Below are 26,003 nucleotides of genomic sequence, written 5' to 3'. Positions count from 1 at the left end.
TCCTTCTTATTTTCTTGCGCGCGCAATAATGTGAATCGGCGTTCCTTCAAATGAGAACGCATCACGAATGCGGTTTTCAAGAAAGCGGAGATAAGAGAAATGCATGAGTTCCGGCTCGTTCACAAATACAACAAACGTTGGCGGCTTGACCGAAACCTGTGTTGCATAATAAACACGCAGCCGTTTTCCTTTGTCTGCCGGTGCTGGATTCATCGCCACAGCATCGGTAATGACATCATTCAACACACTTGATTGAACTCGCATTGAGTGGCTTTCGCTTGCCCGGTCAATATATGGCATCAGTGTATGAATTCGTTTTTTCGTCTTGGCAGACAAAAACACGATAGGTGCATAGTCTAAAAATTGAAAATGACTGCGGATGTTTTCTTCAAATTCACCCATTGTTTTTTCATCTTTTTCAACAGCATCCCATTTGTTTACAACAATCACAACAGCCCGTCCTGCTTCATGCGCGTAGCCGGCAATGTGCTTATCCTGTTCACGAATGCCTTCCTCAGCATTTAACACGACCAGCACAACGTCAGAGCGTTCGATCGCTCTCATCGCACGCAGTACGCTGTATTTTTCAGTTGTCTCATACACTTTACCGCGTTTTCTCATCCCGGCTGTGTCAATGATTACATACTTTTGGCCATTGTACGTGTAAGGAGAGTCAACCGCATCGCGTGTTGTGCCTGCAATATCACTGACAATAACACGGTCTTCTCCGAGCAGCGCATTTGTAAGAGACGACTTTCCTACATTCGGACGGCCAATTAATGAAAATTTAATGACATCATCTTCGTACGGTTTGTCTTCTCCAGTCGGAAAATGCGAGACAACTTCGTCAAGCAAATCTCCAAGGCCAATACCGTGCGAACCGGAAATCGGAAAAATCTCACCGAAACCAAGTGAATAAAAATCATAAATATCCGTCCGCATATCCGGGTTATCAATTTTATTTACACCAAGTACAATTGGCTTTTTAGACCGGTATAAAATTTTGGCTACTTCTTCGTCTGCCGATGTGACCCCTTCACGGCCATTTACAATAAAAATAATCACATCCGCTTCATCAATGGCAATTTCAGCCTGCTGGCGAATTTGGTCTAGAAAAGGCTCATCACCCAAGTCAATACCGCCTGTATCAATCAAGTTAAATTCATGCGTCAGCCACTCGCCTGAACTGTAGATACGGTCGCGGGTTACACCCGGCACATCTTCGACAATCGAAATACGCTCACCGGCAATCCGGTTAAAAATCGTTGATTTACCTACGTTTGGCCTTCCAACGATCGCAACAGTCCGTTTCATCATTACATCTTTCCCTTCAATGGTTCACCCAATTTATTCTCAGTACTTCTTTATTTTGTTCAAAAGAAAACCCTTCTACTATGAGAAGGGGTTCAATCAACAATTTATTTTATCATATTTTGGTTATGAATCAAATGGCACCGGCACGCGGAGAGCAAATCGCTCTGGCTTTAACCCACGGGCCTGCAGCCATTGGCACGTTTCTCCTGAGATGATAAGCGGAACGCTGTGAAGATGGGAAATGGACCGGGCACCGAGCGCGCACATCATCATTTTTATATCTGCTTTCATTTGTTCGATATGCTCTACCAGGGCTTCCTGTCCGTTTGTCATCAATACGTTTAGCAGAAAGCCGGACAACCCGGCTGCTGAAGCGCCCAGTGCCAATGATTTCACCACATCATCAGCATATTGCAGACCGCCTGAAGCGATAACAGGACGACCTGGAGCCCCCGAAAGGGCTTCAACAATAGATACAGCAGTCGGAATGCCCCAGCTGTTGAAAAAAGCAAGAGGGCGTGCGGCCCGCTCATTTTCAACAGCAGCAAAGTTTGTTCCGCCAAACCCCGCTGTATCAATTGCTGCCAACGGAAGATCATTTAATAGCCGGGCCGTTTCAGCGCTTATCCCGAAACCGGTTTCTTTTACAATCACCGGTACCTTTACCGTTTCGCAAATAGAAGCAATCCGGTCAACAGCTCCACGAAAATCCCGATCCCCTTCAGGCATCGCAAGTTCCTGAACGACATTTAAATGGATTTGCAGAATGTCTGCTTCAATCATCTCACACACGGCACGAGCTTCTTCCACTGATGCCTCCGCTCCGATATTCGCCATCATGATGCCCTTTGGATTAGCTTTCCGGGCGGCTTCAAACGTGGCTCTTTCTTCCGGATGGCGAAGCGCTGACATTTGAGAACCGACAGCCATTGGGATGCCGCATGCTGCGGCTGCTTCTGCTAACTGCGTATTAATGCGCGCTGTCACTTCTCCGCCTCCGCCTGTCATCGCATTCACAAAAATCGGCGAACTCCACTGAAGTCCGCCGATTTCCGTTGATAGCGATATATCTTTGACAGAGGAACCCGGGAGGCTCTGGTGAACAAATTGAATATGATCCAATCCTGTCCGCCGGCTTTGTCCCGTTGACAATGCATAATGAATATGGTCAATCTTACGTTCCGCTCTGCTCAAGTTGTCATCACCGTCTTGTTTATTTTAAATCTTTTAGCTGGTCGCCTAAAATATCACCGATTTGGAAGCCTGAGCTTTCTTCCGGTAATTCATAGGAATCAACCGTTTCTTCCGGCTCCGCTTCTTCAAATGATTTCATGCTGAGCGATAAACGATGCTCCTGCTCATTGGCATCCAGCACTTTTACTCTAACAGTCTGTCCTTCTTCCAATACTTCATGAGGAGTGCCAATGTGGCGGTTAGAGATTTGAGAAATATGAACGAGACCTTCTACGCCTGGGAACACTTCTACAAACGCACCATATGAAACAAGGCGTTTCACTGTACCTTCATGTTCTGATCCAATTGGTGCACGATCTGCGATGTTTTCCCATGGTCCAGGCAGTGTTTCTTTAATAGATAGAGAAATTCGCTCGCTGTCGCGGTCAATAGACAGCACTTTTACTTTTACTTCTTGACCTTCCGTAAGTACATCGGATGGTTTTTCTACATGCTCATGTGAAAGCTGGGAAATGTGCACAAGCCCATCGACACCGCCGATATCAACAAAAGCGCCGAAATCAGTTAAGCGCTGCACTTTTCCATCAATCACATTACCTGCTTGAATGTTTTCAAGCACTTTTTGTTTATTTTCTGCTTTTTCAATATCCAATACAGCCCGGTGTGAAAGAATTAACCGGTTTTTATCTTGTTCAAGCTCGACGATTTTAAGTTTCATTACGCGGCCTTTGTAATCTTCGAAATCTTCAACGAAGTGATCCTCTACGAGTGAAGCCGGAATAAATCCACGGATGCCAAGATCTACAACGAGACCGCCTTTAACGACTTCTTTAATCTCCGCTTCAAAAATAGCGCCTTCTTCAAATCGTTTTTGCATGTCGTCCCACGCAGTTTCCGCATCGGCTTTGCGTTTTGACAACACATATAGATCATCTTCTTCTTTTGTGACAAGCAGTTCAAGCTCGTCGCCTTCTTTGACGACATCTGATGCTTTTTCTACGTGAAGGCTTGACAGTTCACTGATGGGAATAATACCGTCTTTCTTGCTGTCCGGAATTTCCACCTGGACCTGCTTTTCTTCGACTTTCACAACCGTAGCGCGTACTTTGTCGCCAACGGAGTAGTTATTCACTTCTGCCTGGTTCATATCCTCTGTCATATGTAATCCTCCTCAATACAAACTGCGTCAATTTTAAAAATTCTTACTTCTAACTTCTTACAAACCGCCCAATTTGTCAAGCCGGAAGCTCAGCCCTTATGCTCTTTTATTAATTTTGCGATGGCTTCCATTATAGCTTCCGTTGCTTCTTCAGCTGAGGCTTTTCGCTCACGAAGAGAAGCCATATCAATAGGCGGTCCATACACAACTTGCAGCGGCTTCCCTAGTTTATAAGGGCCAATAATTGCACAGGGTACAACTGCTGCATCCGTCCGAAGAGCGAAAAATCCCGCACCGGCAAGTCCTTTCCCTAACTCGCCGTTTTTCGAACGCGTGCCTTCCGGAAAAAGTCCCAGAACTTGTCCTTCTTTTAAAATTTTCAAACCAGTTCGAATGGCTTCCCGGTCACTCATGCCGCGCTTTACCGGAAAAACATTCAGTTCTTTCATTAATTTCCCCATCCACTTCTTTTTAAACAATTCTTCTTTCCCCATAAAGCGAACGGGACGTTTAGAAGTAATGCCTACAATCGGCGGATCGAGATTATCAATGTGGTTTGCACAAAGAAGCACCCCGCCTTCTTTCGGAAAATGTTCATGACCTTTAATATGAATTCGGTAGGCGGGGGTTAAAATAGATTTTACGACTGTTTTAGCGAATGTATAAAAAGTGACCATTTTACTCCCCCGCTCCTGCTGCAGCCATAATCGCCTCAGCTACCTCTTCAATCGACATATGTGTCGTGTCAATTTCAATCGCACCTTCCGCTTTTTTAAGCGGTGACTCTTCCCTCTCTGTATCCATTTTGTCGCGTGCGGCAATCTCTCTTTTTAAATTCTCCAAATCAGATGAAAATCCTTTTTTCAAATTTTCAGTATGGCGGCGCTTTGCGCGCTCATCCACACCAGCCAGCAGAAAAATCTTAACATCCGCCTCCGGAAGCACACTTGTACCAATATCACGCCCATCCATCACAACGCCGCCTCTGGCCGCTAATTGCTGCTGGCGGCGTGTCATATCACGCCGAACTTCACTGTGACGGGCCACTGCCGAAACATTGTTTGTTACTTCGTCTGTCCGAATCACTTCGGTTACGTCTTCTCCATCCACCAGAACAATTTGGCCGTTTTCTCCCTGTTTAAGTGAAATGGTTGTCTCGGCAAGAAGCTTTCCGAGAGCTTCCCCGTCTTCTACATCTATGTTATGTTTAAGCGCTTTATGCGTAATCGCTCTGTACATAGCGCCTGTATCAATATAAATATAAGAAAGCCGTTCTGCCACGATTTTTGCAGCTGTGCTTTTTCCTGCAGCAGCAGGGCCATCAATAGCAATTTGCAGTTGTTTTTCCATGTCGTCACCTCATCCAAAAATTCTTATTCATTTTATCACAGATTGGTTTAGACACAAAAAAGAACCCAAACGATGGGTCCTTTATCATTCCAATCCTTTCCTGCGCAGCCGCAGCTGCTGTTCAAAGCAGAAACGCATTAATATTTGCTGCTCCGTATAAGGGAGGTCTTTAAATTCGAAGGAACCAATGCAGCGTCCGCTTTTTTCATCCTGATGGGTACGCACCAGCTCTGCTTTCGCTTCAAAATAGAAGGGTTCAGCCTGCTGAGAGGGGATCACCCCGTATACGATGGCTTCTGTCCCAGGCTCTGCCTGAACAGAATTCGGCAGTACAATCGCTGCGCCGCCTGCACTAATATCTTCCGTCAGCGAAGAAAAAGGCGGCATTCCGTCAAAGTGGACCGCTGTATCAATCGCTTTTTGGACCCGTACGAACTTTCGGCGCTGTATGCGTACATATTGATTCAAACCCGGGTCCTGCAATACAAGCATAGGAATTTTCTTTTTGACCCGGGCGATCACTTCAGTACGGAATAAAAAAACAGCGGATGAAGCAGCCGGATCAAGGAAACTGACAGCAAGCTGCATTCCTTCCATCAAAAAAACCGCCCGGTTTGTTTGAATACTAACCGGGTAGTCAATAAACAGCTTTCCGTCTTCTATATCGACTACTTTGCATCGATACTCTTCTTTTTTATCTATTTCTTCAAATGGTTCCAGTGTCAGTACGATACCAGGCTGAAGCATTCATATCACTCTCTTTTTTCCTTACTGCGTTTTGTAGGCCAAAACGCTTATTGGAAAAAATTATAAAGGATTTAAGACCTAAATGCAATATGATCTTATTGCCTATAGGCAGCTTCCGCTTCTGATAATTTTTCGATTCGCTCTTCTTTCCCGTTGTCTGCATTAATAAAGATCCGGTAAGAAGCTGTTCCATTCTCGGCTAAAAATTCATAACACATCTTATCCTTCATTTCTTCATTCGTTACAATCGCTTTTTTCGTTTCCATTACCGTTAATTTCGGATGCAGCTCTTTTTTCGCTTCCTCTTCGCTTAAAGCAGGATCCTTAATGTTCCGTTCTTTTTTATTTTTCCAGTAGTTTTGTGCTTCAAGCCCTGTAACTGCACCTGTATCAAGCGCCACTTTGATCGTCACAGATTCTGGATAAACGAGCGTGTCTTTCACTTTTTTAGTGTAGGTAAAAACGCCAGTATGGTCATACTGCGCACTGTTCGTCATAACCATCCCTTCAAATCCGTGCTTTTCTAAAAAATCTTCCGCTTTCTGAGAAGCATCATATAAACTTATCCGGCTTTTGCCCGGGGTTCTATTTACGGTAAATGTTAAAGGATAACCGCCTTTTTTGGTGATATCCATGCTGGCTTCTTCACCGTCTTGTCCTGTAACAGATACGTGATAAAACGGAACCGAAGCTCCTTTTAAACTGCTGTCTACAGACGTAACCTCCGCATCAAACTGAAAATAGTCCTTTGCTTTTTGAGCCGCTTCTTTTTTGGTGATCATAGGCCCTTCCAGCTTTTTGAGCGCATCGTCCGAAACGGATTTTTCAACTTGAGTCGCCCGGAAAGTGTCTGATTCGGAAAATTCGGATGCTTTTTTCTCAATTGTATTAAACCCATCGATAACCGTATTGTCTCTTGGTTCATCTCCGTCAGCCGCTGCATGGGCTACATCTGTCCAGCGCAAATTTTTATCTAACACATTCATTTGTACGGCCCGAAGATCATTTTGAATATCAGCAGACTGCTTATAAAGCGACTCAAGCTGCTCATATTCTTTATCCGTTAACGGCTGGGTATCCAAGTCCCGCACCGCTGTGTTATAGGTGAAATCACCGCTTTTCCCTAAAAATTCTTCGGTTTTTGAAAACGGCATAAAGCCGAGTGGAAGGCGGCTGATGGCATTGTGCGCTTCAGAGGTAAGGCGCCATACATCTGTCAATGCGGGTGTTAAATTGTCTTTTGAATTCATCGCGAGCGCTTCTCCGGTTCGATCGTGAATCACATCTACCTGGTACACAAGTTCGTGAAATGCCTGCTGGTATCCATTCTCCGCTTCGATCGCCAATCTTTCTTTTTCCTGGTGCTGCCTGTATCCCCAAACTGCCGTTACAGCTAAGAGCACAGCGAGTGCGACTGTGATAAATGTCCGCATGTTGATCGCCTCCTATTCGCAAAAAATGTGCTGCCCGATTTTCTTAATTTGCGGCCGTGACCAAATCCAGTCACTTGTAGCGGTGTCTGGATTAAAATAATAAAGTGCTTCGCCCGTCGGATCCCATCCGTTAATAGCGTCCAATACGGCTTCCTTCGCTCTCGGGTTTGGTGTCAGCCAAATTTGCCCGTCTGCTACAGCCGTAAAAGCACCCGGCTCGAAAATAACACCAGAAGCGGTATTCGGAAATGATTCACTGCCAATCCGGTTCAATATAACCGCTGCAACGGCTACCTGGCCCTCATAAGGCTCTCCCCGTGCTTCGCCGTAAACGGCATTCGCCATCAGCTGAATATCATTTTGTGAAAATCCAGTCGGTGTATTCACTGATTGGGCCGACGTTTCGGCTCCACCGTAATACGTAAATGCTTTTCCTTTACGCATTTGGCTTTTTACATGCTGTTCATCGTATTTAGACACCTGTTCAAGTTTTCGTTTTGTAGCTGTGCCTGCCAGCCCGTCTACCGGGAGGCCAAATGATTCCTGAAAGTTTCTTAATGCCCAGTACGTTGACCAGCCAAATACCCCGTCAATTTGATCACGGTAATAACCGGTATATTGAAGCCTTGATTGCAATTCGATGACATCGTCCCCTTCAGCTCCGCGCTGAATCACCTGTCCTGAAAACGCCCCCGCTTGCCCAGATGCAAGCAGCAGTACAAGCGTTAGAAAAACTGCAATCTGCTTTTTCCACTTTGTCAATTTCGTTCACCATCCTATCGAAATATACAAGTAGTTTGTCATCCTCCTCCTTTTTTTATACGAAAAAAGAGGCGCTCGGTTGAGCAGCCTCTTTTACAATTTCAGCTTATGGTATGCATCTGTCAGAATGTGTGCTTTTTTTACTTTTTGCATGGCAAACCACCACAAAAACAGCATAAACGGAATCATATAATAAATCCAAGTGCTTTCGATAACCAGAATGTAGTCAAATAACCCGTGAAGCAGAAACGGCACAAAAAAAGCCAGAGCCAGCATTTTCTTTTCTAAACGCCGGTCTCCGAATTTGGCACGGCTGATATAATACCCCATAATCGCGCCAAACAGCGCATGGCTTGACACAGGCAGGAGCGCTCTTACAAAAGCATATTCTACTCCATGCGCGATTAAATACAGGACATTTTCTGCCGTAGCAAATCCAAGCGAAACACTCGTTGCATACACAATTCCATCATAAGGCTCATCAAAATGTGTATGCGAATAAATAAGAAAATACAAAATAAACCATTTCATAAACTCTTCCGGGATAGCAATCGCGCAGAACGCCTGAATAAAGCCTTCATCGACGACTTTTTCCTCCATCAGCACATATTGAAAAAACATAACCGGAAATGTTACCACAATACCGTATAAAAACGCTTTGGCAACCGTTGAGATCGGTTCTGTTTCATAGCGATCACGCAAATAAAAAAAGACTAAAAGTGCAAGACCAGGTGCAATCCCTGCTGAAAGAATCGGGATCATCCATGTTCCCTCTTTTCTTTCTGTTTTTTCCATCGTATCATGAGACATAAAGATTGAAAACAAGGAGCATAAAACATGTCGAAAAAACACATTTTACTGCTACATACCGGCGGAACGATTTCCATGAAAGAAAATGCAGCCGGAAGCGTAGCTCCAGATGGTGCCAACCCTATTGCCGAAGTGGTCCATATCCCCGGGGTTGAAGCACGTTATACGGTAAAAGAGCCATTCCAGCTCCCTTCTCCCCACATGAATGTAGAGAAGATGCTCGTGCTGAAACAGGAAATCGAGGCATCCGATGCAGATGGCGTCGTGATCACACATGGCACTGACACGATGGAAGAAACCGCGTTTTTTCTCCACTTAACGCTGAATACGGTTATTCCTGTTGTGCTGACAGGTGCGATGCGCTCAAGCAATGAGGCAGGTGCAGACGGCATCCCCAATTTAATAGCTGCTGTTAAAACAGCGGCCAGCTGCGATGCGCGCGATAAAGGAGTGCTGGTCGTGATGAATGACAGTATTCACAGTGCTGAATTTGTGACAAAAACCAATTCAGGCAGCCTTGATTCCTTTCAAAGCCCTAGCAGCGGGCCCATTGGTACGGTTTTAAAAAGCGGACCCTACTTTTTCTTTGCACCGCTCAAAAGAAAAACATACGCGGTAAAAGAGCTGCATTACCGCGTACCCATTTTAAAAGCATATGCTGGAATGGATGCTTTTTTGATTGAGCAGCTGGCTGCCCGTTGTGATGGAGTCGTCATCGAAGCGATGGGACAGGGGAATGTGCCGCCTGAAGCTGCTAAAGCACTTCTTCCACTGATTCGATCTGGGTTTCCAGTCGTCATTACTTCAAGATGTGAAAGTGGAATGGTCCAGCCTGTTTATTCCTATGAAGGCGGAGGAGCTGCCCTCAAAGAAGCGGGTGCTTTTTTTGCCGGCGGCTTAAATGGCCCTAAAGCCCGATTAAAGCTGATTGCCGCTCTATCAGCAGGATATAGCGAGCAGCTGCAGCACGTATTTCTGTAAAAAAGACGGAGCGTTACGCCCCGTCTTCTTCTTTTTTCCGAATGGCAGCCGCGATTTCACCACCGTGAAAACGGCCGTTTTCAATAAAAATTTCATTCGCATTATTGCCGGCAGCAATCACACCCGCAATAAAGATATTTTCAACATTTGTTTCTTTGGTTGCCTCATTATAAATAGGCCGGCCTGTAATGTCATCAATTTCAACGCCCATTTTTTTTAAAAAAGCATGGTCTGGATGATAGCCAGTCATGGCAAACACAAAATCACTTTTAATGGTATGCTCGTCACCACGCACTTCATACGTTAGCGTTTCCCGGTCAATTTTTTTCACGTTCGCGTCAAAAACCATCCCAATCTCACCATTTCGAACGAGTGCTTCAAATTCCGGTAAAATCCAAGGCTTTATGCTTGGAGAATACGTGCTTCCCCGGTAAAGAACCGTTACTCTGGCTCCCGCTTTATGAAGTTCAAGTGCTGCGTCTACCGATGAATTTTTTCCGCCGATAACGACTGTATCTGTATCGAAGAAAGGGTGGGCTTCTTTAAAGTAATGAAAAACGTGGTCCATTTCTTCTCCGGGGATATTCATATAATTAGGATGATCGTAATATCCTGTTGCAATCACCACATAAGGTGTTTCATATGATCCTTTAGACGTATATACATGGAAAAGCCCGCTTTCTTGTTTGTCCACACGCTCAACCTGTTCGAACCGGTTGATCCGCAGCTCTTTCCGTTTCACAACTTCCCGGTAATAAACAAGCGCCTGGTTTCGATGAGGCTTCCGCTCTTCAATAATAAAAGGCACATCACCAATCGCAAGCTTCTCACTTGAACTGAAAAACGTCTGATGGGTTGGATAGCCATAAATAGCATTCACAACATTTCCTTTTTCAATTACAAGCGGATTTTTGCCTGTTTCCTTTAGTGCTATCGCAGCTGCAAGCCCGCATGGCCCGCCGCCCACAATAATGCATTCTTCGGTTTTCATTTCATCCGCTCCCGTTCTTTTTCTCTGCTATCCTATTGTAGAAAAAAAGCCAGCTTATTTCAATTAAGCCGCTTATAGACGGCTGTTCATCCACTCGCTCCATTCGCTTTGAGTGGTGCCGACGATATACTGGCCGGCATGCTCGGGAATAGGACCTGCCGTCGCTGTACCCCCAACACCAATATGCATATCAGGGTACGTTTCTTTGATATCCTCTGCAAGCTGCAAAGTCGGCTCCAAATTCTGGCGGAGTGTACAAGAAAGAAAAACGAATCTTGGCTTTACTGTTTGGAGCACTGTAAAGATATCGCCTTCTTTCAGGCTTGCCCCCAGATAAACCACTTCGTAGCCAAGACGTCTGACAAACAGGGTGAAAATGAGCAGGCCGACCTCATGCCACTCATCCGGCCCGCAGACCGCCACTACTTTCGGCAGAACTCCGTTGTGAGGAAACGAATGCATGACCATTCCGATACGCGCACGCAAAATAGAGGTGGCAAAGTGTTCATGAGCAGTCGTAATCTTGCCTTCCTCCCAAAGCGTTCCAATTCGGACGAGCAATGGAGCTAAAATATTAATGGTTACGTTATCTATTGTATAAAGTGCAAAAGCCTTGTTGATTAGCTCCTGTGCTTTAACTTCATCGAACCGAAGCAGCGCTTGAAGCAGCTCTTCAGACAGCGCTTCATGCTGGCTTGCTTCAACATGCTGAAGACTCGTATGAGTATCTTCATGCTGATCGAGAAGAGCGGCGGCCTGGCTGATTGTAAAGCCCTGCTGTACTTTTTCCGAAAGCCACTTCAGCTTTCGAATATGTTCTTCCGTATAAAGCCGGTGACCTGCTTCATTTCGGACTGGTTCCAAAATGGCATAACGCCGTTCCCATGCGCGGAGAGTACCAGGCTGAATCCCGGTTAACGTCGATACCGCTTTTATATTGTATTTCCCTTCAGTCATAAAGCTCTTCCCTTTCACGGATAGGTTGTACATTTATTATACGAGTCGGCCTGGGACCCGTAAAATTTAAGTCGTCTGCCCTGGCCGGCAAATCGTAATAAGGTGTGTTTCTGCCCTGGCGCCCAGCCGAAGCGGAAGTCCGGTTGTTCCATATCCGTTTGATACAAGCATATGAATACCACCCGCGTTTTTCCAGCGGCCTTTCTCATACATCCCCCACGGGCCTAAACGAATCTGGCCGCCATGGGTGTGGCCACTAAGCAAAACTGCTACCTGGTCCTCTGGCTCAATGATTCGGACAAAAGCGGGATTATGGCTCGCAATAATTTTAAATGCGCTGACTGGAACATTGTGAAAAAGAGCCGCTTTGTCACTTTTTCCTTCGCTTAAATCGTCCGTTCCAAGCAGGTATACATCATCCGCCAGTACCGCCCAGCTGTTTTTTAATACTGTTACCTGCCACCGGGCAAGCATAGCCGTTAATTGCTCTATACCTGCTTCGTAATCATTATTGCCCGGCACAAAATAAACCGGTGCAATGGAAGACAGGCGCTTGATATTCTCACGGATACGCTCTCTTTTTACACCGCCTTCGCATAAATCGCCGCCAATAATGACAGCATCCGCGCGGCCTTTAACGGCTGAGATAATAGAAGGATGAACGAGGCGGCGGTGAATATCGGAAATAAAAAAAAGCGCGAGCGGCGCTTTTTCCGGAAATCGATCATCAGTTACAACCGTTTCTTTTACCTCGTTTCGGAATGCTTCCTTCCACATATATAAACCAGCTGCCGCTATTGGAAGTACGGCACCTGTCATTAATTGTTTCCACATAACATTTTTCAGTCCTCTTCTGTTGGTTACTGCTCGTTTTGAGCCGTTTCCTGATGCGCATCCTCCGGCTGTTCGTGTACGATTTGGTTCACTGCCGGCTTTTCTTCTTTGAAAGCATACACCGCTAAAAAAGGAGATGCAATAAAAAATACGAGCAGCGCTGTAATGAGTGGAAAATGGTTTCTTTTTTCAGCTTTTTCTTTTACAGGGCGCTGCAGTGTTTCACCTTCTGCCAACACAGGCTCTTTTACTTTTTCAAGCGGCTGCTTATGCTGCTCTGCTATTTCACGATAAGGGTCCTTCATGATTATCGTTCCTCCCATTGGTCATCGTAAAAGAAATTATTTCTATTATACCCGACCAGCTCCAATAACGTAATAGGTTAAAATCCTGGCAACAAACTATTTAGCCGTTCCCGCCAGTCCAGCTGCTCCTCGGATGCTTCGCTCCCGCCGCTCGTTTTGTACGGCGTATGATCAAGCCCGCAGCGGTCACAGCACTGCGGCTGCTCAATCGGTTGTTCATCAAACATACGCATGTAAGAGGCACGGCGGCACTCTGTTGACTCAATCCACTGCTTGATCTCATTCCGCTTAGCCGCTTTTTTGTCAAGAAGTGTCATTCGTGCTCTACTGATCCATGCTCCTCTTGGTGCGCCGCGTTCATCGGCAGCTTTTGCATAGTGGATCAAAAAGCGTTCCTGCGTTTCCGAAAGCGGCGGCTGTACATCTCGCGGATGAAAGCCGTATTCTGTTACCTGGCGGATCTGCCCTTCATCAGGGAATTCAGATTCTGCGATAAATTCGTGCAGCTTCTCATCTCCGGGCACATACAAAAGAACCGCAATCGCCGGAGCCCCGTCCCGTCCTGCCCGGCCAATCTCCTGTAAATAAGCTTCTATTTGTGACGGCATGTGATAGTGAATAACAAAACGGACATTATCTTTATTGATTCCCATTCCAAATGCGCTTGTTGCACATACCACATCTACATCGCCGTTTAAAAATTGATGCTGAATCAATAAGCGGTCGCCTGCATCCATTCCGCCGTGGTAAAAAGCGGACCGTTTTATACCATGCTGTTTCAAGTAGGAAGCCGCTTCTTCTGCAGCTCTTCTTCCCGAGAAATAAATGATGCCTGGTGTTTTCAAAAAATGCAGCCATTCTAACAGCCGGGTTCTTTTTTGCAGCGGCTCTCCCAGCGTTTCAATTTCAAGTGCGATATTCGGCCGGTTCACAGAAAATACCCATTCTGCCACCTCATCGAGCCAAAGCTTTTCACAAATATCCGCCCGGACTCGTTCGTCAGCCGTTGCTGTCAGTGCAAGAGTAAGCGGGCTGCCAAGCGCTGCGCGGGCCTTGCCGAGCAAACTATAATCCGGGCGAAAATCGTATCCCCATTGTGAAATACAATGCGCTTCATCAATCACAAACAAAGCGATCGAAAGAGCACGCAGTGCCTGCATCACATTCGGCATTTGCAGCATTTCCGGTGATAAAAAAATAAACTTGTAACGGTCAAGCCGCAGGAGCGCCGCATTTTTTTCTTTATACTGAAGAAACGAATTCAGCGCAATCACCCGCTTTTCTCCTCTTACTTTTAATTGCTCCACTTGATCCTGCATAAGGGAAAGAAGCGGTGAAACAATCACAACTGAACCATTTAACATATACCCGGGAAGCTGATAACAAAGCGACTTGCCTGTTCCGGTAGGCAGCATGCTCAGGGTGTGACGCCCGCTCAACAGCGATTCAATTGTTTCCCGCTGCCCGGGACGGAAGGAAGAAAAACCAAATGTCTGGCGCAGATGTTCATCAATGGTCATATTGTTCCCCCGCTTTCCTTCGCTAAAACAAGCCTGATTTCAAAATACGAATGATTTGGCAATTGATCTTTAAGCGGCTTGAGCTGGCGCACGCCGCTTGACCCGCCTGCTTTTAATACTTCCGCTTCTTTTTGCTCATCAATAAATGGACGAATGGAAAAGTGAGGATCGTTTAAAGCCAGTTCTACTACATGGTCTTCGATGGTCGCTTTTTTCAATCTTCTTGCAGCCGCCACTTCTTCAATGGTCTTTCCTTTATGTAAATAAGCGGCTGTTTTCCGTGCAGATTCAGTTAAAGGGATGGATACCGTGATATCGCTTAAAAGATGCTTTAAAAGAGGAAGCTGGCTGCCTTTTTCCATGACAGTCTGTACAACAGCGTGCAGGCTGTGTAAAAAGCGAAACCAGTATTCTGTCGGTTCCATTTCGAGGATGTCCGCTGTCTGCTGCACCGTTTTGCCTGTTTGCGTATATCCGGAAAACCGCAGCAGCAGACAGTCCGGGTGTTCCGGCTGTTCTTCCAGCACAAAACGGATTTCCCGGTGAAGCTCGGCGGCAAGCCGTCCTTTTTCAAAGCCGCTTTCTTTTACAAATTGTTTGACCCATTGCTGTACGCCTTCGTCGCGCGTAATGGGATAATATGTCCGATCTTTATAAGCAAGGTGTGAGACAACTTGAACTGCCAGCTGGAGGCGGCTGAAAAACACAGGAGCAGTGCCTGCCAGCTTCCAGCCTGACAGCTGAGGAAATTCACCCGTCTTTTCAAAAGCGGCTCTCATTTTATTCGTTCCTTCCGCTGTGACAAACAGGCGCTGCCGCTCACCCTGGAGACTGCCGGATGCCTGGAGCCCTTCTACCATCCGGTCAAACAGCTCCATGGTAAGAAACGGTGTGGTTTGAAACCATTTGTCCAGTTTAAACAAATGGGCATCCTGAATAGTCTGGGCCGACTTTTTTCCTTTTAACAAATGAAAAACAGACGAAGCTGTTCGCTCCCCCTCTACTTCTTTCAGCATACAAAGCATCACCGCTTCAAGACATTCCAATTTGTCCCCCCACCTTTCTATACAGCGATAGTGTATCACAAAACATGCGTTCCTGTCTTTTCTTTTCGCTCCCCTTCTTTATGAAATCCCTTTCATGCAGGATATGGGAAGTTTTTTATTGAAAAGTAAATTAATCAGACTTAAAATGAACAATAGAAGTGTTTTCACATACGCTTACTGACTGATTTTATGGGAGGTTTACATTTTGGCGAAGTATACGATTGTCGATAAAGACACATGTATCGCTTGCGGCGCTTGTGGAGCTGCAGCCCCTGATATCTATGACTATGATGATGAAGGCATTGCATTCGTTATTTTAGACGAGAATGAAGGAACGGCTGTTGTCCCTGACGTTCTTGAAGAAGATATGCAGGACGCGTTCGAAGGCTGCCCGACTGATTCAATTAAAATTGCCGACGAGCCATTTGAAGGCGACGCGTTAAAATTCGAATAAAATAAAAATCCGGTTTCCAAAATGGAAACCGGATTTTTTTATGCAGCCATCGTTTTTTTCGTCCAGCTCTGCAGCCGGAAAAAGATCGCGTAAAACGCAGTACCGACAACGAGTCCTTTTACGAAGTTAAATGGCAGAATGCCCGTTGTAATCATTTGGCGCATCTCTGGACCGCTCATGGCCGGAGAACCAAGAAACAGTGTATAAGCAGGCAGAATAACAAAGTAGTTGAGGATACTCATGATGACTGCCATAGAGACAACACCTGTTAAAATAGCAGCCGGCATCGCTTTTTTTGTTTGAAAACGCTGATAAATAAAAGCGATTGGTAAAATAAATGATATGCCTGCAGCAAAATTGGCCACATGACCAACAGGTACACCAGTTGGACTGCCGGTCATAATAAAATTAATCACATTTTTTAGAAGCTCTACTGTAATACCGGCAATCGGCCCAAAAACAATAGCAGCAATCAAAGCAGGTATATCACTAAAATCAATCATTAAAAAACCTGGAAATGGCGGGATCGGGAAATTAAGCAGCATCAGCAGGTAAGCAAGTGCAGATAATAAACCAACCGCCGTGAATAACCGTACATTGTTTTCTTTCATTTTCTCATTCTCCTTCTTTTTTATCCATCTTTCTTAAGAAGGAAAGCAGCCGGCGTCCCAAATGCAAAAACCCCTCAAGCGGCAGCCTAAGGGGAGAAAAGTCGTACACAAATAAACGTTCTGTACAATGCTTTTTGAACGCCGGTACACTTTCATCTTCTCCCATCCAGACTATACTGTCGGCTCCGGAATCACACCGGATCCTGCCTTATCGGCTCGCGGGCTTTGGGACAGTGTCCACTTTACCGCCGGTCGGGAATTTCACCACGCCCCGAAGATGAAATAATTTTATTTGCCTTTCATTATCTCTATTGCCTATCATTCTGTCAAGACTGCCTTGGAAGGGTAAAAAAGAAAACAGTGCCATGTCCAAGCCGGCTTTGCACTTTAATTGTCCCGCCGTGGGCCTGAACAATGTTTTTAGCAATCGACAGCCCAAGCCCCGTCCCGCTTCTTCCGCGCGTTCTGGCTTTATCGGCTTTGTAAAACCGCTCGAATACAAAAGGCAGATCTTCCTCCGGTATACCTGCTCCGGAATCTTGAACTTGAATAAGATGAACCTTTTCCTTTATTTCATGCATAACCGTTACCCGTCCGCCCTCCGGTGTGTGGCGAAGAGCGTTGTCAATCAAGTTGGTCAGCACCTGCTCAATCCGGTCTTCGTCAATGGATACGTTTGTTTCTGCTTTATTCGTTTGTGCAGAAAGGACGATATTTTTTTCTTTCGCAAGTCCCTGGAACTTGTTGGTGACACGCTGTAAAAATGGTTCGAGCACTGTATCCGTTTTATGAAGCGTAATATGCCCTGCCTGCATGCGGGCAAGATCAAGCAGTTCATTGACGAGACGGCCCATTCGAAGCGATTCTTCATGAATAATTTGGGCAATTTCCCGCTTTTCCTCTTCGGTTGCGGCAATATCATCAACAATGGCCTCGCTGTAGCCCTGCATCATCGAAATAGGGGTTCGAAGCTCATGAGATACGTTGGCAATAAAGTCCTCACGCAGTTTATCCAGGCGGCGTTCTTCTGTCATATCCCGCACAACCGTGACCGCTCCGCGCACCGAATCATCATTATAAAGCGGGCTGACTATCATAACATAGGAACGGCCCTGCATCGTTAATTCGCCTTCCTGCTCTGTTTCCGTTTTGACCGCTTCTTGAAATAAATTTTGCAGCAGTGTCGGCGTTTCTGCTTCGATTCCAAGTGCTTTTTTTTCAAAATTCCAGTCATGCAAAAACTGCCGGGCCGGCGGGTTCTTAATTAACACCGCTCCATCCTGATCAAGCGTAATCACACCATCTGCCATGGAGCTTAAAATGCTCGACAGCTGTTCTTTTTCTTGATTGAGTGCATGAATGTTTCCCTTCAGCTGATAAGCCATTCGGTTAAAAGCAGTCGCAAGTGCTCCAATTTCATCATTTGTTAAAATCGGAACCTGCGTATCAAAATGCCCCTGGGACAGCTCAGTAGCGGCTGTACGCATAGAACGAAGCGGTGCGGTAACACGGCTGGAAAGAAAAAACGCAAACACGGTTGTTAAAATAATGGCGATCCCAGCCGCAATCAGAATGAGCTTCGTTGTCTGTTCCGTCGTTTCTTTCATCACTTCAAGAGACTGATAAATAAATACCGCGCCTGTCTCACCATTTGTAAGCTTAAAAGGCACTCCGACAATAAAGGAATTTTCAAAGCGGCGGTCCCCGTCCGCTCCCGCAGCTGTATTAATTTCAGCTTTTACTTTTTCCTCACCGTCGAAAACAGCTGCCAGATTAGGGTTGTCCGTAATGATGCTCTGGCTGATTCTGGACTCTTCCTCTTCAAGCGGGGAGAAATGAAAGGTTTGTTCATTTTGGGCAATGACAATATGGGCCGGTTCATCTACAAGCTCCCAGGCCACTTCCAGCCTCGTTTCTTCATCACCGTAATTTTGAATAACCGTGGCAATTTTTTCGGCCGTATTTTCAAGCTGCTGTTCTACTTGAGCAATATTGTACGTCTCGAAGAACTCCAGCAGTAAAATCGTTAAAAAAGCCAGTACAAAGGAAACGAGAAGCAGGATGGTGATCCATAGCTTCCCGACAACGCTTCTCCATATCTTCATTCATTTCCAACCTCGAATTTATATCCGACGCCCCAAACCGTCACAATCATTTTAGCTGCTTCTTCCGAGACTTTACTCAGTTTTTCACGCAGACGCTTTACGTGGGTGTCGACTGTTCTTAAATCGCCAAAAAACTCATAATGCCATACTTCCTTTAATAAATGCTCACGGTCGAATACTTTATCCGGGGCTTTTGCCAGAAAATAAAGAAGTTCATATTCTTTAGGCGTTAAACTCACTTCTGCATGATCGGCTGTTACCCGGTGCGCATCGTTATCGATCGTTAAATGGTTGTAAACAATCAAGTCTTTTGACTTTGTGTCCGTATGTAAATAAGTGGTTGGAGAGGACCGGCGCAGGAGCGCTTTCACCCGCAGCACAACTTCACGGGGACTAAACGGCTTCACAATATAATCATCTGTACCAACCTCAAAGCCTTGAACACGGTTTGCTTCTTCTCCTTTTGCCGTCAGCATAATCACCGGAGTGGCTTTTGCCACACGCAGCTCGCGGCATACCTCAATGCCGTCTTTACCCGGCATCATCAGATCAAGCAAAATGCAGTCATAGTCGTTTTGAAGTGCTTTTTCAAGCGCTTCTTCTCCATTTTCCGCTTCATCGATGGCATAGTTTTCTCGTTCAAGATACATCCGCAGCAGTCTGCGAATACGCTCTTCATCATCTACGACTAAAATGCTCATTTCTTTTTCCAAAAAACATTCCCTCCCATACGCACATTATCTACTATTATAATACAAAAAAAGAGCCCCGCCAAAGGCAAGGGCTAAATTTCTTATGCGTAAGAGTGAAGCCCTGCAATCACAAGGTTCACCGCTACAAGATTAAACATAATAATGCCAAAGCCTACAACAGCAAGCCAGGCTGATTTCTCTCCATGCCAGCCTTTGGACAAACGTAAATGCAAAAAAGCGGCATAGAACAGGAAGGTAATAAGCGCCCATACTTCTTTTGGGTCCCAGCCCCAAAAGCGCGTCCAGGCAATCTGTGCCCAGATCATGGCGAAAATAAGTGCACCGAGTGCAAACACCGGAAAACCAATTAAAACAGACCGGTAACTGATTTCATCCAGTAAATCCGAGCTTACCTGTCGAACAAGCGGCTGTAAAGAAGCAGCCACCCGTTTTCGGGTGATCAAGCGAATCAGCACATATAAGACAATACCGCCGGCAAGCGACCAAATTACGGTATTCAGCTTTTTCGCATTAATAAACGCCGGCACATGGGCGATTGGCTCCATTTTTTCTTTCGTGAGAAGAGTACTTTCATTCGGCCCTACAAGCGCCGGCAGGGTAAATTCCTGCCTGGCTGCCTGCTCTTCCTTATTTACATACTCAAATTCTGCTTTGTAATCCGCCATGGCAAAACCGGTGGTAAGCAAAATAAACGCAATCACTGAAACGATAAAAAACATGACAGCTTCCAGCCACTTTGTTTTTTTCGTGCTTGTTGTCTGATCAATATTTTTCACGAGAAAGATTATCCCTGCAATAAAGCTGATGGCAAGGATCCCCTGCCCCGCTGCCGCCGTTGTTACGTGAATCGCCAGCCAATGACTTTGCAGTGCTGGAATAAGAGGATTAATTTCCCTTGGAAACATGCTTGCATAGGCAATAATAATAATCGCCACCGGCAGTGCAAACAAACCAAGCACCGTTGTTTTGTAAATAAAAAAAAGCAGAATAAAGGCGCCCACAATCATCATCCCGAAGAAAGTGGTGAATTCAAATAAATTGCTGACCGGTGCATGGCCTGCCGCCGCCCATCTTGTAAAAAAGTATCCTAGCTGTGCCGCGAACCCAATGATGGTTACGATAATGCCAAGCCTGCCCCACCGATTCAGCGCTTCCCCTTCACGAAGACCTTTTTGACGGATTGCCCCGCCAAAAAGAAAGGTTGCAGCTAAATAAAAGAAAAAAGCCGCTTCAAGCAGCGTGCTGCTCGCATCCGCTAAATGGACCATACAACGTGTGCCCCCTTACTCCTTTTGTCTGTCTTCCAGCTCCGGAACGCTTGTCCCTTCCAAAACCGAATGAATTTCCCGTTTCAGGCCATGCCAGTTTTTATTCGTATGGCCAGCTGCATATACCCGGCCGTTCTTTTCCCGAATCCATAGACGGCGATGATTCCAATACGAGCCTTGAATCACACCGATCATGAAAATAATGCCGCCCGCTGCCAGAATAGGAAGCGTTAGGTCTTTGCGAATGGTCAGGGCTGAAACATCCCGGGTGTCCAGGCTCTTAAACGCCATTTTAAACGTTGTTTCACCGAGCGGCTCCATTGTATTACGGATTTGGGCAAAGCTCACCTCACCATCTGGCGTCTCTGGTGTAATCATATTAAATAAAAACGCCGGATTGTTCGGCAGCGGTGATTTTGAGGTCGGTTCCCCTTCTTTTGTAAATCCGTCAAAATCCGGATAATAGCCAAGCAGTTCCACTTTATATCCGCTGCCAAGGTCATACGCGGCCTGCTGGTCAAACAAATCAATGACCACTTCCCCGAACTCTTCTCCCGTTTCTTTGTTTGTAAGGGCAAAGTGCATGGCCTTCATCTCATCCTGACGGAAGCTCGTTTGATAAACGGCAAACTGGCCGAACTTCATTGGCTGATTGACCTGGATTGAGTCCTCCTGCACCTTTGTCAGCTCGGGCCCCGCCCCGGGAAGCTCATTGTTTTTATTTCGGTACAATACGGCATCCGTCTGATAATTTTTTGCAACGGTTCCAACACGGTTAATCGCTTCATCAAATACTTCCGGGTCTTCACCTGCTTTGTAATTTTGGAGAGTAAACCCGTTATTTTTCACATAATATTCTCCGTTTGTGCCGGGAACTTGAAGGGTTTCTCCTTCTCGAATCCAAAGCAGCTCATCTACGTACATTCCGGGTACCGAACGAAGAAGCGCACCAAGCAGAAAAATGATGAGCCCAACGTGATTCACATAAGGCCCCCATCTTGTAAAGCGATTTTTCTCCGCTAAAAGAGCCCCGTTTTCTGTGCGGACGTTATACCTCTTTTTTATCAGGGCTTCTTTTATCTTTTCCCACTCTGCAGGCTCAAGCTTACCCTCCCACTGGGCAAAAAGGCGCTGCTTTTTCATAAACGTTTCATGTCGGTCGACGCGCTGGTTTTTCAGTGCACGATACAAGGGAACCACGCGGTCGAGGCTGGCAATCACAAGCGACACGCCGAGCGCGGCAACAAGCGCGCTAAACCAGACGGAATTATATAAATCATGAAAACCGATCTCGTAATAGAGCTTGCCGAATGTGCCGTATACATCCTCATAATAGGTCTCAGCAGAAACGTTGGATGGAATGTAAAACTCCTGCGGCAAGATCGTGCCGAATGAAGCCGCTACGAGCAGCAGTACAATAATCCAGATGCCTACTTTTACGGAGGAAAAGAAATTCCAGACTTTATCAATCAGTGTTTTGTTATAGGTTTGTGAACGGCGTGCGCTTCCCTCATAGCGCATGTCCACAAGCTTGTCCTGCTTTGCTTTTTCCGTCAGTGCACGCCCGCACGATTCACACAAAATCGTACCGGCCGGGTTTAGACGGCCGCATTCACACTTCACTTTCCCCATACAAAAACTCCCTTTACGATGATGGTTTTACCCGTTCAAACAGTGCACGCAGCTGATCTTCCTGAACAAGGCCGCCGATGACAATTTGATCAATTGTGCCATCCGGCTTAATCATAAATGTTGTCGGAAGCGGGTCAACCCCGTACGTATCCATCACTTCTTTTCCCTCATCAATCGCGATTGGGAATGTTAAACCGTACTGCTTGGCGAAGTTCTCAACTTGAAAATCCGATTCGCCTACATTTACCGCTAAAACCTCTACCTGGCCCTTATACTCTTTTGCCAGTTTTTCCATGTACGGCATTTCTTTTTTGCACGGTTCACACCAAGTACCCCAGAAGTTCAAAAACACGCCTTTTCCTTCGTAGTCGGAAAGCTGATGCGTTTGACCGCTTACATCCCTCAGTACAAAATCCGGAGCTTCATCCCCTTCTTCCAGACTGCCGCGGGATTCTTTCGTTAAGTTCGTATAAAGCGTATACATAACCAGTCCAGCCAAAACCGCTAAAATAGCGGTTCGTATAACGAGTCGTTTTTTCTTTTTCTCCATTTGACAGCCTCCAGGCCCGTTCTACTACACGGGCAGGAATAAACACTACACTTATTATATCATTATTTTTTGCTGTAAAAGAAAACGGCTTCAATCTTTAAATGTGACATTTTTATGACTTAGCGGAGAGAACCTGTTTCAGCCAGCGTACGCAGCTGTTTCACCTCATGGGCCGTCAGCTCGCGATATTCGCCCGCATTTAAGCCATGCAGCGTCAGATGAGCAAAACGATCCCGGCGAAGCTTTTGCACCGGATGCCCGATCGCTTCAAACATGCGGCGTACCTGCCGGTTGCGTCCTTCGTGAATGGTAATTTCGAGCAGGGAACGGTTTTTCTTCCGGTCAATTGACAGCTCTTTTATTTTTGCCGGCGCCGTCATTCCGTCCTCTAACTTGATACCGCTCATAAGCCGTTTTAACAGGTGGCGCTGCACGATGCCTTCTGTTTTGGCAATATAGGTTTTATCCATTTCATAGCGCGGGTGCGTCATTAAGTTGGCAAATTCACCATCATTTGTGAGCAGCAAAAGCCCCGATGTATCGTAGTCAAGGCGCCCCACCGGAAAAATGCGTTCCTCTACTCCAGGGAAAAAGTCCACAACCGTTTTTCTTCCTTTATCATCTGTTACGGCTGAAATAACACCGCGCGGCTTATAAAACAAGTAATACACTTTTCTTTCCCGCTCAAGCGGCACGCCTTCTACCCGCACATCATCGTTTAATCCTACTTTTGTGCCGAGCTCGGTTACTTTCTTTCCGTTAACCGTTACTTTCCCTTCCAGAATAAGCTGTTCCGCTTTTCTGCGCGATGCGATTCCCGCCTGCGCAATTACTTTTTGCAATCGTTCCATCTATTTCACCTCTATAATTGTCTTTTCGTCCATTAAGCATTATGGCACAAATATTCAAAAAGGAAAAGAAAACAAAAAAACGCAGCAAAAACGCCTTTAAGCAAGTTATACCATCCGGTCACAATAAAATTCTTTCAACTCCAGCCAATCTTGAATAACAAACTGCCTGCCTTGCTTTAACACTGCCACACTCCGAAAGCTTTTATGCAAAAGCGACATGTGTTCTGTATGTAAAATGCAAAAAAACCTGGCTACAGAAGCCAGGTTGCTGCAAGAACGGAAAAGAAAAACGCAGCCGCATCCGCAAGCAGGCCAATTTTCAACGCATCACCGGTTTTCTTGATTCCGACAGCCCCAAAGTAGACAGCCAGCACATAAAGAGTGGTGTCTGTGCTGCCCTGCATAATCGCTGCCAGCTTTGCAATGTACGAATCTGCTCCATGCTCCTGCATAATCTGATCCAGCATGGCTAGTGTCGCCGTGCCGGAAATCGGACGCATAAGGGCCAGGGGTACCACATCAGCTGGAATACCGACCAGCGAAAGCAGCGGCGCAAGCCATGAGGCCAGCTCACCGGCAGCACCGGAAGCGCGGAATATCGTCACAGCCGCCATCATAATGACAAGATGCGGAACGATGGACACCCATGTCTGCATGCCTTCTTTTGCTCCGTCTGTCAGTGTTTCATAAATATTTACTTTTTTAAAGATCCCTACGCCAATTACCACTGCTACAATAGCCGGCACAAGCCAAACAGCCATTATCGTCTCCTTCTGAAAGCGTAGTAACGGTCAAGCACAATGGCAAAGAAAAAAGACAAAATAGTCGCAGCCAGGGCCGGTATAATAATATCCGTTGGATCTGATGCTCCATTTTTCATTCCAATAGCGATCACAGTGGTAGGGATAAGTGTAATCGCCGCTGTATTAAGCGCTAAAAAGGTAATCATCGAGCGGCTTGCTTTGTCCTCGTCCCCACTCAGCTTTTTCAGCTCCCGCATCGCTTTAAGACCGATCGGTGTGGCTGCATTACCGAGCCCAAAAAAATTGGCGGCCATATTCGAGGCAATATAGCCAAATACAACATGTCCAGCCGGTATTTCCGGGAAAAGCCGGGCTAAAAGCGGCTGGACTGCATCCGCCAGTCCTTTTACCATACCAGCGGCTTCGGCTGTTTTCATCACGCCCGTCCAAAACAAAAGAATTCCGGCGAGTGAAATCGCCAATTCAATGGATTGCCCCATGGACGCGAACAAGGCCTCATTCACCTCGGCCATCGTTCCGTTAATGGCTGCAAAAAGAAACCCGGCCAGGATTAAAAAAGCAAAAGCGACGCTTACCATGCCATCAGCTCCTTTTTCAGCTTTGCCCATAGAGATGTGGCCGCCCGTTCTTTTGTTTTATAAACCGTGATCGATGTTTGTTTTTCGTTCCCAATCCATAACTCTGCTTTTCCAGTTTGGCCAGACCCTACGACCAGCCGAATATAAGCAGACTTTTTTTCGTCAGGTGTCATGGGATAGCGGACCTGTTTTTTGGCATAATACAACTGTTTTTCTCCTGGAACAGTAAAAGGCGTTTTGCCGACAATCATGGTTTGGCTGTACGAATCGAAGCCATAATCAAAAAGAGACGTATGGTCAAGCCAGTCACCCGGTGCATTCAGTGTCACGACCGCTAAAGACATGCCATCCTTTTTGGCTGTTGTGACCAGTGTACGGCCTGCCTTTTTCGTAAAGCCTGTTTTGCCTCCCGTAATGATGCCTCCGCTCCGGACAAGCCGGTGTTTGTTTTCCCAAACACGAATCGGCTTGCTTTTTGTTCTGTACAAATCAGTTGAAACAATTTTCCGGTACGAGCTGTTTTTCATCGCTTCTGATGTTAGCAGCGCCATATCATAAGCGGATGAATAGTGGGCCGGATCGTGCAGTCCATGCGGGTTCATAAAAGAAGTGTTCTTCATTCCGATTTCTTTCGCCCTTTTGTTCATTAAAGCAGCAAATTTTTCTGGTGTGCCCCCAACGTATTCACTGATTGCAATGGCAGCATCATTTCCAGAACGAAGCATTAATCCGTATACGAGTTCCTCCAGTGTCAACTTGTCCCCTTTTTCTAAGTAAAGACTAGACCCTTCTACTTGGCGGGCGCGATCGCTGATGGCCACTTTTTCATTCAGCCGTCCGGATTCTACTGCAAGCAGCGCGGTCATAATTTTGGTAATGCTCGCAATCGGCCGGCGCACATGTGCATCTTTTTGGGCTAAAACCCGCCCGCTTTCCATGTCCATCAGCACGGCACTTTGAGCAGAAAGAGATGGTTCTGCTCTTGCAGCTGTCGGCATAACAGAAAGTGCCAGGAGCAGGATGAAAGCGAACAGCCTCTTTTTTTTCATCAGTCCGCTCCTTTCTTTTTTCACT

At 46.1% G+C, this 26,003-nt stretch carries 27 protein-coding genes and 1 riboswitch; of the genes, 2 read left to right on the top strand and 25 right to left on the bottom strand.

What is annotated here, in order from left to right:
* Window positions 1-6: 6 nt before the first annotated feature.
* From der to prsW, 9 genes are all read right to left on the bottom strand, one after another.
* Window positions 7-1,317 carry a ribosome biogenesis GTPase Der gene (der, locus tag RRU94_RS15070; RefSeq protein WP_309087700.1) on the bottom strand — a complete coding sequence of 437 codons (1,311 nt, stop codon included), beginning with the start codon at window positions 1,315-1,317 and terminating at the stop codon, window positions 7-9.
* Window positions 1,318-1,437: 120 nt separating this feature from the next.
* Complete coding sequence (fni, locus tag RRU94_RS15065) at window positions 1,438-2,508, bottom strand: type 2 isopentenyl-diphosphate Delta-isomerase (RefSeq protein WP_315695357.1); 1,071 nt, start codon at window positions 2,506-2,508, stop codon at window positions 1,438-1,440.
* 19 nt (window positions 2,509-2,527) lie between these two features.
* Window positions 2,528-3,667 (bottom strand): 30S ribosomal protein S1, encoded by a 1,140-nt coding sequence (gene rpsA, locus RRU94_RS15060; RefSeq protein WP_315695355.1) that lies wholly within the window; start codon window positions 3,665-3,667, stop codon window positions 2,528-2,530.
* 89 nt (window positions 3,668-3,756) lie between these two features.
* Window positions 3,757-4,344, bottom strand: coding sequence for a lysophospholipid acyltransferase family protein (locus tag RRU94_RS15055; RefSeq protein ID WP_315695353.1), 588 nt, complete (start codon window positions 4,342-4,344; stop codon window positions 3,757-3,759).
* A gap of 1 nt (window position 4,345) precedes the next feature.
* Window positions 4,346-5,017, bottom strand: coding sequence for a (d)CMP kinase (cmk, locus tag RRU94_RS15050; protein WP_315695351.1), 672 nt, complete (start codon window positions 5,015-5,017; stop codon window positions 4,346-4,348).
* Window positions 5,018-5,101: 84 nt separating this feature from the next.
* On the bottom strand, window positions 5,102-5,764 hold the full coding sequence (locus tag RRU94_RS15045; RefSeq protein ID WP_315695348.1) for a flagellar brake protein: 663 nt from the start codon (window positions 5,762-5,764) through the stop codon (window positions 5,102-5,104).
* Window positions 5,765-5,859: 95 nt separating this feature from the next.
* Window positions 5,860-7,197: a germination protein YpeB gene (ypeB, locus tag RRU94_RS15040; RefSeq protein ID WP_315695346.1), complete on the bottom strand. Its 1,338-nt coding sequence runs from the start codon at window positions 7,195-7,197 to the stop codon at window positions 5,860-5,862.
* Window positions 7,198-7,209: 12 nt separating this feature from the next.
* Window positions 7,210-7,959: a spore cortex-lytic enzyme gene (sleB, locus tag RRU94_RS15035; RefSeq protein ID WP_315695344.1), complete on the bottom strand. Its 750-nt coding sequence runs from the start codon at window positions 7,957-7,959 to the stop codon at window positions 7,210-7,212.
* Window positions 7,960-8,052: 93 nt separating this feature from the next.
* Window positions 8,053-8,721 carry a glutamic-type intramembrane protease PrsW gene (prsW, locus tag RRU94_RS15030; protein ID WP_315695342.1) on the bottom strand — a complete coding sequence of 223 codons (669 nt, stop codon included), beginning with the start codon at window positions 8,719-8,721 and terminating at the stop codon, window positions 8,053-8,055.
* Between the two features lie 75 nt (window positions 8,722-8,796).
* On the opposite strand from prsW, the gene RRU94_RS15025 reads away from it, so the two are divergent.
* Window positions 8,797-9,750: an asparaginase gene (locus tag RRU94_RS15025; protein ID WP_315695340.1), complete on the top strand. Its 954-nt coding sequence runs from the start codon at window positions 8,797-8,799 to the stop codon at window positions 9,748-9,750.
* 13 nt (window positions 9,751-9,763) lie between these two features.
* Here the strand turns inward: RRU94_RS15025 and RRU94_RS15020 are convergent, their stop codons facing one another.
* The 6 genes from RRU94_RS15020 to RRU94_RS14995 all read right to left on the bottom strand — a co-directional run bounded on the left by RRU94_RS15020 (window position 9,764) and on the right by RRU94_RS14995 (window position 15,403).
* A complete protein-coding gene (locus tag RRU94_RS15020) occupies window positions 9,764-10,741 on the bottom strand; it encodes a YpdA family putative bacillithiol disulfide reductase (RefSeq protein ID WP_315695338.1) in 978 nt (325 codons plus the stop codon).
* 72 nt (window positions 10,742-10,813) lie between these two features.
* A complete protein-coding gene (locus RRU94_RS15015) occupies window positions 10,814-11,698 on the bottom strand; it encodes a MerR family transcriptional regulator (RefSeq protein WP_315695335.1) in 885 nt (294 codons plus the stop codon).
* Window positions 11,699-11,764: 66 nt separating this feature from the next.
* Window positions 11,765-12,532: a metallophosphoesterase gene (locus RRU94_RS15010; RefSeq protein WP_315695333.1), complete on the bottom strand. Its 768-nt coding sequence runs from the start codon at window positions 12,530-12,532 to the stop codon at window positions 11,765-11,767.
* A gap of 26 nt (window positions 12,533-12,558) precedes the next feature.
* Window positions 12,559-12,837, bottom strand: coding sequence for a hypothetical protein (locus RRU94_RS15005; RefSeq protein ID WP_242233586.1), 279 nt, complete (start codon window positions 12,835-12,837; stop codon window positions 12,559-12,561).
* Between the two features lie 77 nt (window positions 12,838-12,914).
* Window positions 12,915-14,357, bottom strand: coding sequence for a RecQ family ATP-dependent DNA helicase (locus tag RRU94_RS15000; protein WP_315695330.1), 1,443 nt, complete (start codon window positions 14,355-14,357; stop codon window positions 12,915-12,917).
* A complete protein-coding gene (locus RRU94_RS14995) occupies window positions 14,354-15,403 on the bottom strand; it encodes a YpbB family protein (RefSeq protein WP_315695328.1) in 1,050 nt (349 codons plus the stop codon). The genes RRU94_RS15000 and RRU94_RS14995 overlap by 4 nt, the downstream gene beginning before the upstream one ends.
* 205 nt (window positions 15,404-15,608) lie before the next feature.
* On the opposite strand from RRU94_RS14995, the gene RRU94_RS14990 reads away from it, so the two are divergent.
* The gene (locus RRU94_RS14990) at window positions 15,609-15,857 is read left to right on the top strand and encodes a ferredoxin (protein ID WP_315695326.1); all 249 of its coding nucleotides are present in this window, start codon (window positions 15,609-15,611) and stop codon (window positions 15,855-15,857) included.
* A 38-nt stretch (window positions 15,858-15,895) separates the two neighbouring features.
* Here the strand turns inward: RRU94_RS14990 and RRU94_RS14985 are convergent, their stop codons facing one another.
* The 10 genes from RRU94_RS14985 to RRU94_RS14940 all read right to left on the bottom strand — a co-directional run bounded on the left by RRU94_RS14985 (window position 15,896) and on the right by RRU94_RS14940 (window position 25,978).
* Entirely contained in the window at window positions 15,896-16,468 is a 573-nt protein-coding gene (locus RRU94_RS14985) for an ECF transporter S component (protein ID WP_315695324.1), read from the bottom strand.
* A 150-nt stretch (window positions 16,469-16,618) separates the two neighbouring features.
* Window positions 16,619-16,751, bottom strand: a riboswitch (FMN riboswitch).
* Window positions 16,752-16,794: 43 nt separating this feature from the next.
* Window positions 16,795-18,573, bottom strand: a complete 1,779-nt coding sequence (locus RRU94_RS14980) for an ATP-binding protein (RefSeq protein ID WP_315695322.1) — start codon at window positions 18,571-18,573, stop codon at window positions 16,795-16,797.
* Complete coding sequence (locus RRU94_RS14975; RefSeq protein ID WP_315695320.1) at window positions 18,570-19,286, bottom strand: response regulator transcription factor; 717 nt, start codon at window positions 19,284-19,286, stop codon at window positions 18,570-18,572. The genes RRU94_RS14980 and RRU94_RS14975 overlap by 4 nt, the downstream gene beginning before the upstream one ends.
* Before the next feature lie 80 nt (window positions 19,287-19,366).
* A complete protein-coding gene (gene ccsB / locus RRU94_RS14970; protein WP_315695318.1) occupies window positions 19,367-20,554 on the bottom strand; it encodes a c-type cytochrome biogenesis protein CcsB in 1,188 nt (395 codons plus the stop codon).
* Window positions 20,555-20,569: 15 nt separating this feature from the next.
* Window positions 20,570-22,186 carry a cytochrome c biogenesis protein ResB gene (locus RRU94_RS14965; protein ID WP_315695316.1) on the bottom strand — a complete coding sequence of 539 codons (1,617 nt, stop codon included), beginning with the start codon at window positions 22,184-22,186 and terminating at the stop codon, window positions 20,570-20,572.
* Between the two features lie 13 nt (window positions 22,187-22,199).
* Complete coding sequence (gene resA / locus RRU94_RS14960; RefSeq protein WP_315695314.1) at window positions 22,200-22,736, bottom strand: thiol-disulfide oxidoreductase ResA; 537 nt, start codon at window positions 22,734-22,736, stop codon at window positions 22,200-22,202.
* Window positions 22,737-22,855: 119 nt separating this feature from the next.
* Entirely contained in the window at window positions 22,856-23,587 is a 732-nt protein-coding gene (locus tag RRU94_RS14955) for a pseudouridine synthase (RefSeq protein ID WP_242233577.1), read from the bottom strand.
* Window positions 23,588-23,838: 251 nt separating this feature from the next.
* Window positions 23,839-24,348 (bottom strand): spore maturation protein, encoded by a 510-nt coding sequence (locus tag RRU94_RS14950; RefSeq protein ID WP_242233576.1) that lies wholly within the window; start codon window positions 24,346-24,348, stop codon window positions 23,839-23,841.
* Window positions 24,348-24,929: a nucleoside recognition domain-containing protein gene (locus RRU94_RS14945; RefSeq protein WP_315695310.1), complete on the bottom strand. Its 582-nt coding sequence runs from the start codon at window positions 24,927-24,929 to the stop codon at window positions 24,348-24,350. Before RRU94_RS14945 ends, RRU94_RS14950 begins: the two co-directional genes overlap by 1 nt.
* On the bottom strand, window positions 24,923-25,978 hold the full coding sequence (locus RRU94_RS14940; protein WP_315695308.1) for a D-alanyl-D-alanine carboxypeptidase family protein: 1,056 nt from the start codon (window positions 25,976-25,978) through the stop codon (window positions 24,923-24,925). Before RRU94_RS14940 ends, RRU94_RS14945 begins: the two co-directional genes overlap by 7 nt.
* Between the last annotated feature and the right edge of the window lie 25 nt (window positions 25,979-26,003).

The sequence above is a fragment of the Domibacillus sp. DTU_2020_1001157_1_SI_ALB_TIR_016 genome (assembly GCF_032341995.1).
Classification (GTDB): Bacteria; Bacillota; Bacilli; order Bacillales; family Domibacillaceae; genus Domibacillus; species Domibacillus indicus_A.
The sequence above is the reverse complement of the archived record's forward strand: the minus strand, read 5'-3'. Positions and strand labels throughout refer to the sequence as shown.

What these genes read in the sequence shown, in the direction of transcription:
- der (WP_309087700.1), bottom strand. Translation starts at nt 1,317, where the DNA reads ATGATGAAACGGACTGTTGCGATCGTTGGAAGGCCAAACGTAGGTAAA.
- rpsA (WP_315695355.1), bottom strand. Translation starts at nt 3,667, where the DNA reads ATGACAGAGGATATGAACCAGGCAGAAGTGAATAACTACTCCGTTGGC.
- RRU94_RS15055 (WP_315695353.1), bottom strand. Translation starts at nt 4,344, where the DNA reads ATGGTCACTTTTTATACATTCGCTAAAACAGTCGTAAAATCTATTTTA.
- cmk (WP_315695351.1), bottom strand. Translation starts at nt 5,017, where the DNA reads ATGGAAAAACAACTGCAAATTGCTATTGATGGCCCTGCTGCTGCAGGA.
- RRU94_RS15045 (WP_315695348.1), bottom strand. Translation starts at nt 5,764, where the DNA reads ATGCTTCAGCCTGGTATCGTACTGACACTGGAACCATTTGAAGAAATA.
- ypeB (WP_315695346.1), bottom strand. Translation starts at nt 7,197, where the DNA reads ATGCGGACATTTATCACAGTCGCACTCGCTGTGCTCTTAGCTGTAACG.
- prsW (WP_315695342.1), bottom strand. Translation starts at nt 8,721, where the DNA reads ATGATCCCGATTCTTTCAGCAGGGATTGCACCTGGTCTTGCACTTTTA.
- RRU94_RS15025 (WP_315695340.1), top strand. Translation starts at nt 8,797, where the DNA reads ATGTCGAAAAAACACATTTTACTGCTACATACCGGCGGAACGATTTCC.
- RRU94_RS15020 (WP_315695338.1), bottom strand. Translation starts at nt 10,741, where the DNA reads ATGAAAACCGAAGAATGCATTATTGTGGGCGGCGGGCCATGCGGGCTT.
- RRU94_RS15015 (WP_315695335.1), bottom strand. Translation starts at nt 11,698, where the DNA reads ATGACTGAAGGGAAATACAATATAAAAGCGGTATCGACGTTAACCGGG.
- RRU94_RS15010 (WP_315695333.1), bottom strand. Translation starts at nt 12,532, where the DNA reads ATGTGGAAACAATTAATGACAGGTGCCGTACTTCCAATAGCGGCAGCT.
- RRU94_RS15005 (WP_242233586.1), bottom strand. Translation starts at nt 12,837, where the DNA reads ATGAAGGACCCTTATCGTGAAATAGCAGAGCAGCATAAGCAGCCGCTT.
- RRU94_RS15000 (WP_315695330.1), bottom strand. Translation starts at nt 14,357, where the DNA reads ATGACCATTGATGAACATCTGCGCCAGACATTTGGTTTTTCTTCCTTC.
- RRU94_RS14985 (WP_315695324.1), bottom strand. Translation starts at nt 16,468, where the DNA reads ATGAAAGAAAACAATGTACGGTTATTCACGGCGGTTGGTTTATTATCT.
- RRU94_RS14980 (WP_315695322.1), bottom strand. Translation starts at nt 18,573, where the DNA reads ATGAAGATATGGAGAAGCGTTGTCGGGAAGCTATGGATCACCATCCTG.
- ccsB (WP_315695318.1), bottom strand. Translation starts at nt 20,554, where the DNA reads ATGGTCCATTTAGCGGATGCGAGCAGCACGCTGCTTGAAGCGGCTTTT.
- RRU94_RS14965 (WP_315695316.1), bottom strand. Translation starts at nt 22,186, where the DNA reads ATGGGGAAAGTGAAGTGTGAATGCGGCCGTCTAAACCCGGCCGGTACG.
- resA (WP_315695314.1), bottom strand. Translation starts at nt 22,736, where the DNA reads ATGGAGAAAAAGAAAAAACGACTCGTTATACGAACCGCTATTTTAGCG.
- RRU94_RS14955 (WP_242233577.1), bottom strand. Translation starts at nt 23,587, where the DNA reads ATGGAACGATTGCAAAAAGTAATTGCGCAGGCGGGAATCGCATCGCGC.
- RRU94_RS14950 (WP_242233576.1), bottom strand. Translation starts at nt 24,348, where the DNA reads ATGGCTGTTTGGCTTGTGCCGGCTATTGTAGCAGTGGTAATTGGCGTA.
- RRU94_RS14945 (WP_315695310.1), bottom strand. Translation starts at nt 24,929, where the DNA reads ATGGTAAGCGTCGCTTTTGCTTTTTTAATCCTGGCCGGGTTTCTTTTT.
- RRU94_RS14940 (WP_315695308.1), bottom strand. Translation starts at nt 25,978, where the DNA reads ATGAAAAAAAAGAGGCTGTTCGCTTTCATCCTGCTCCTGGCACTTTCT.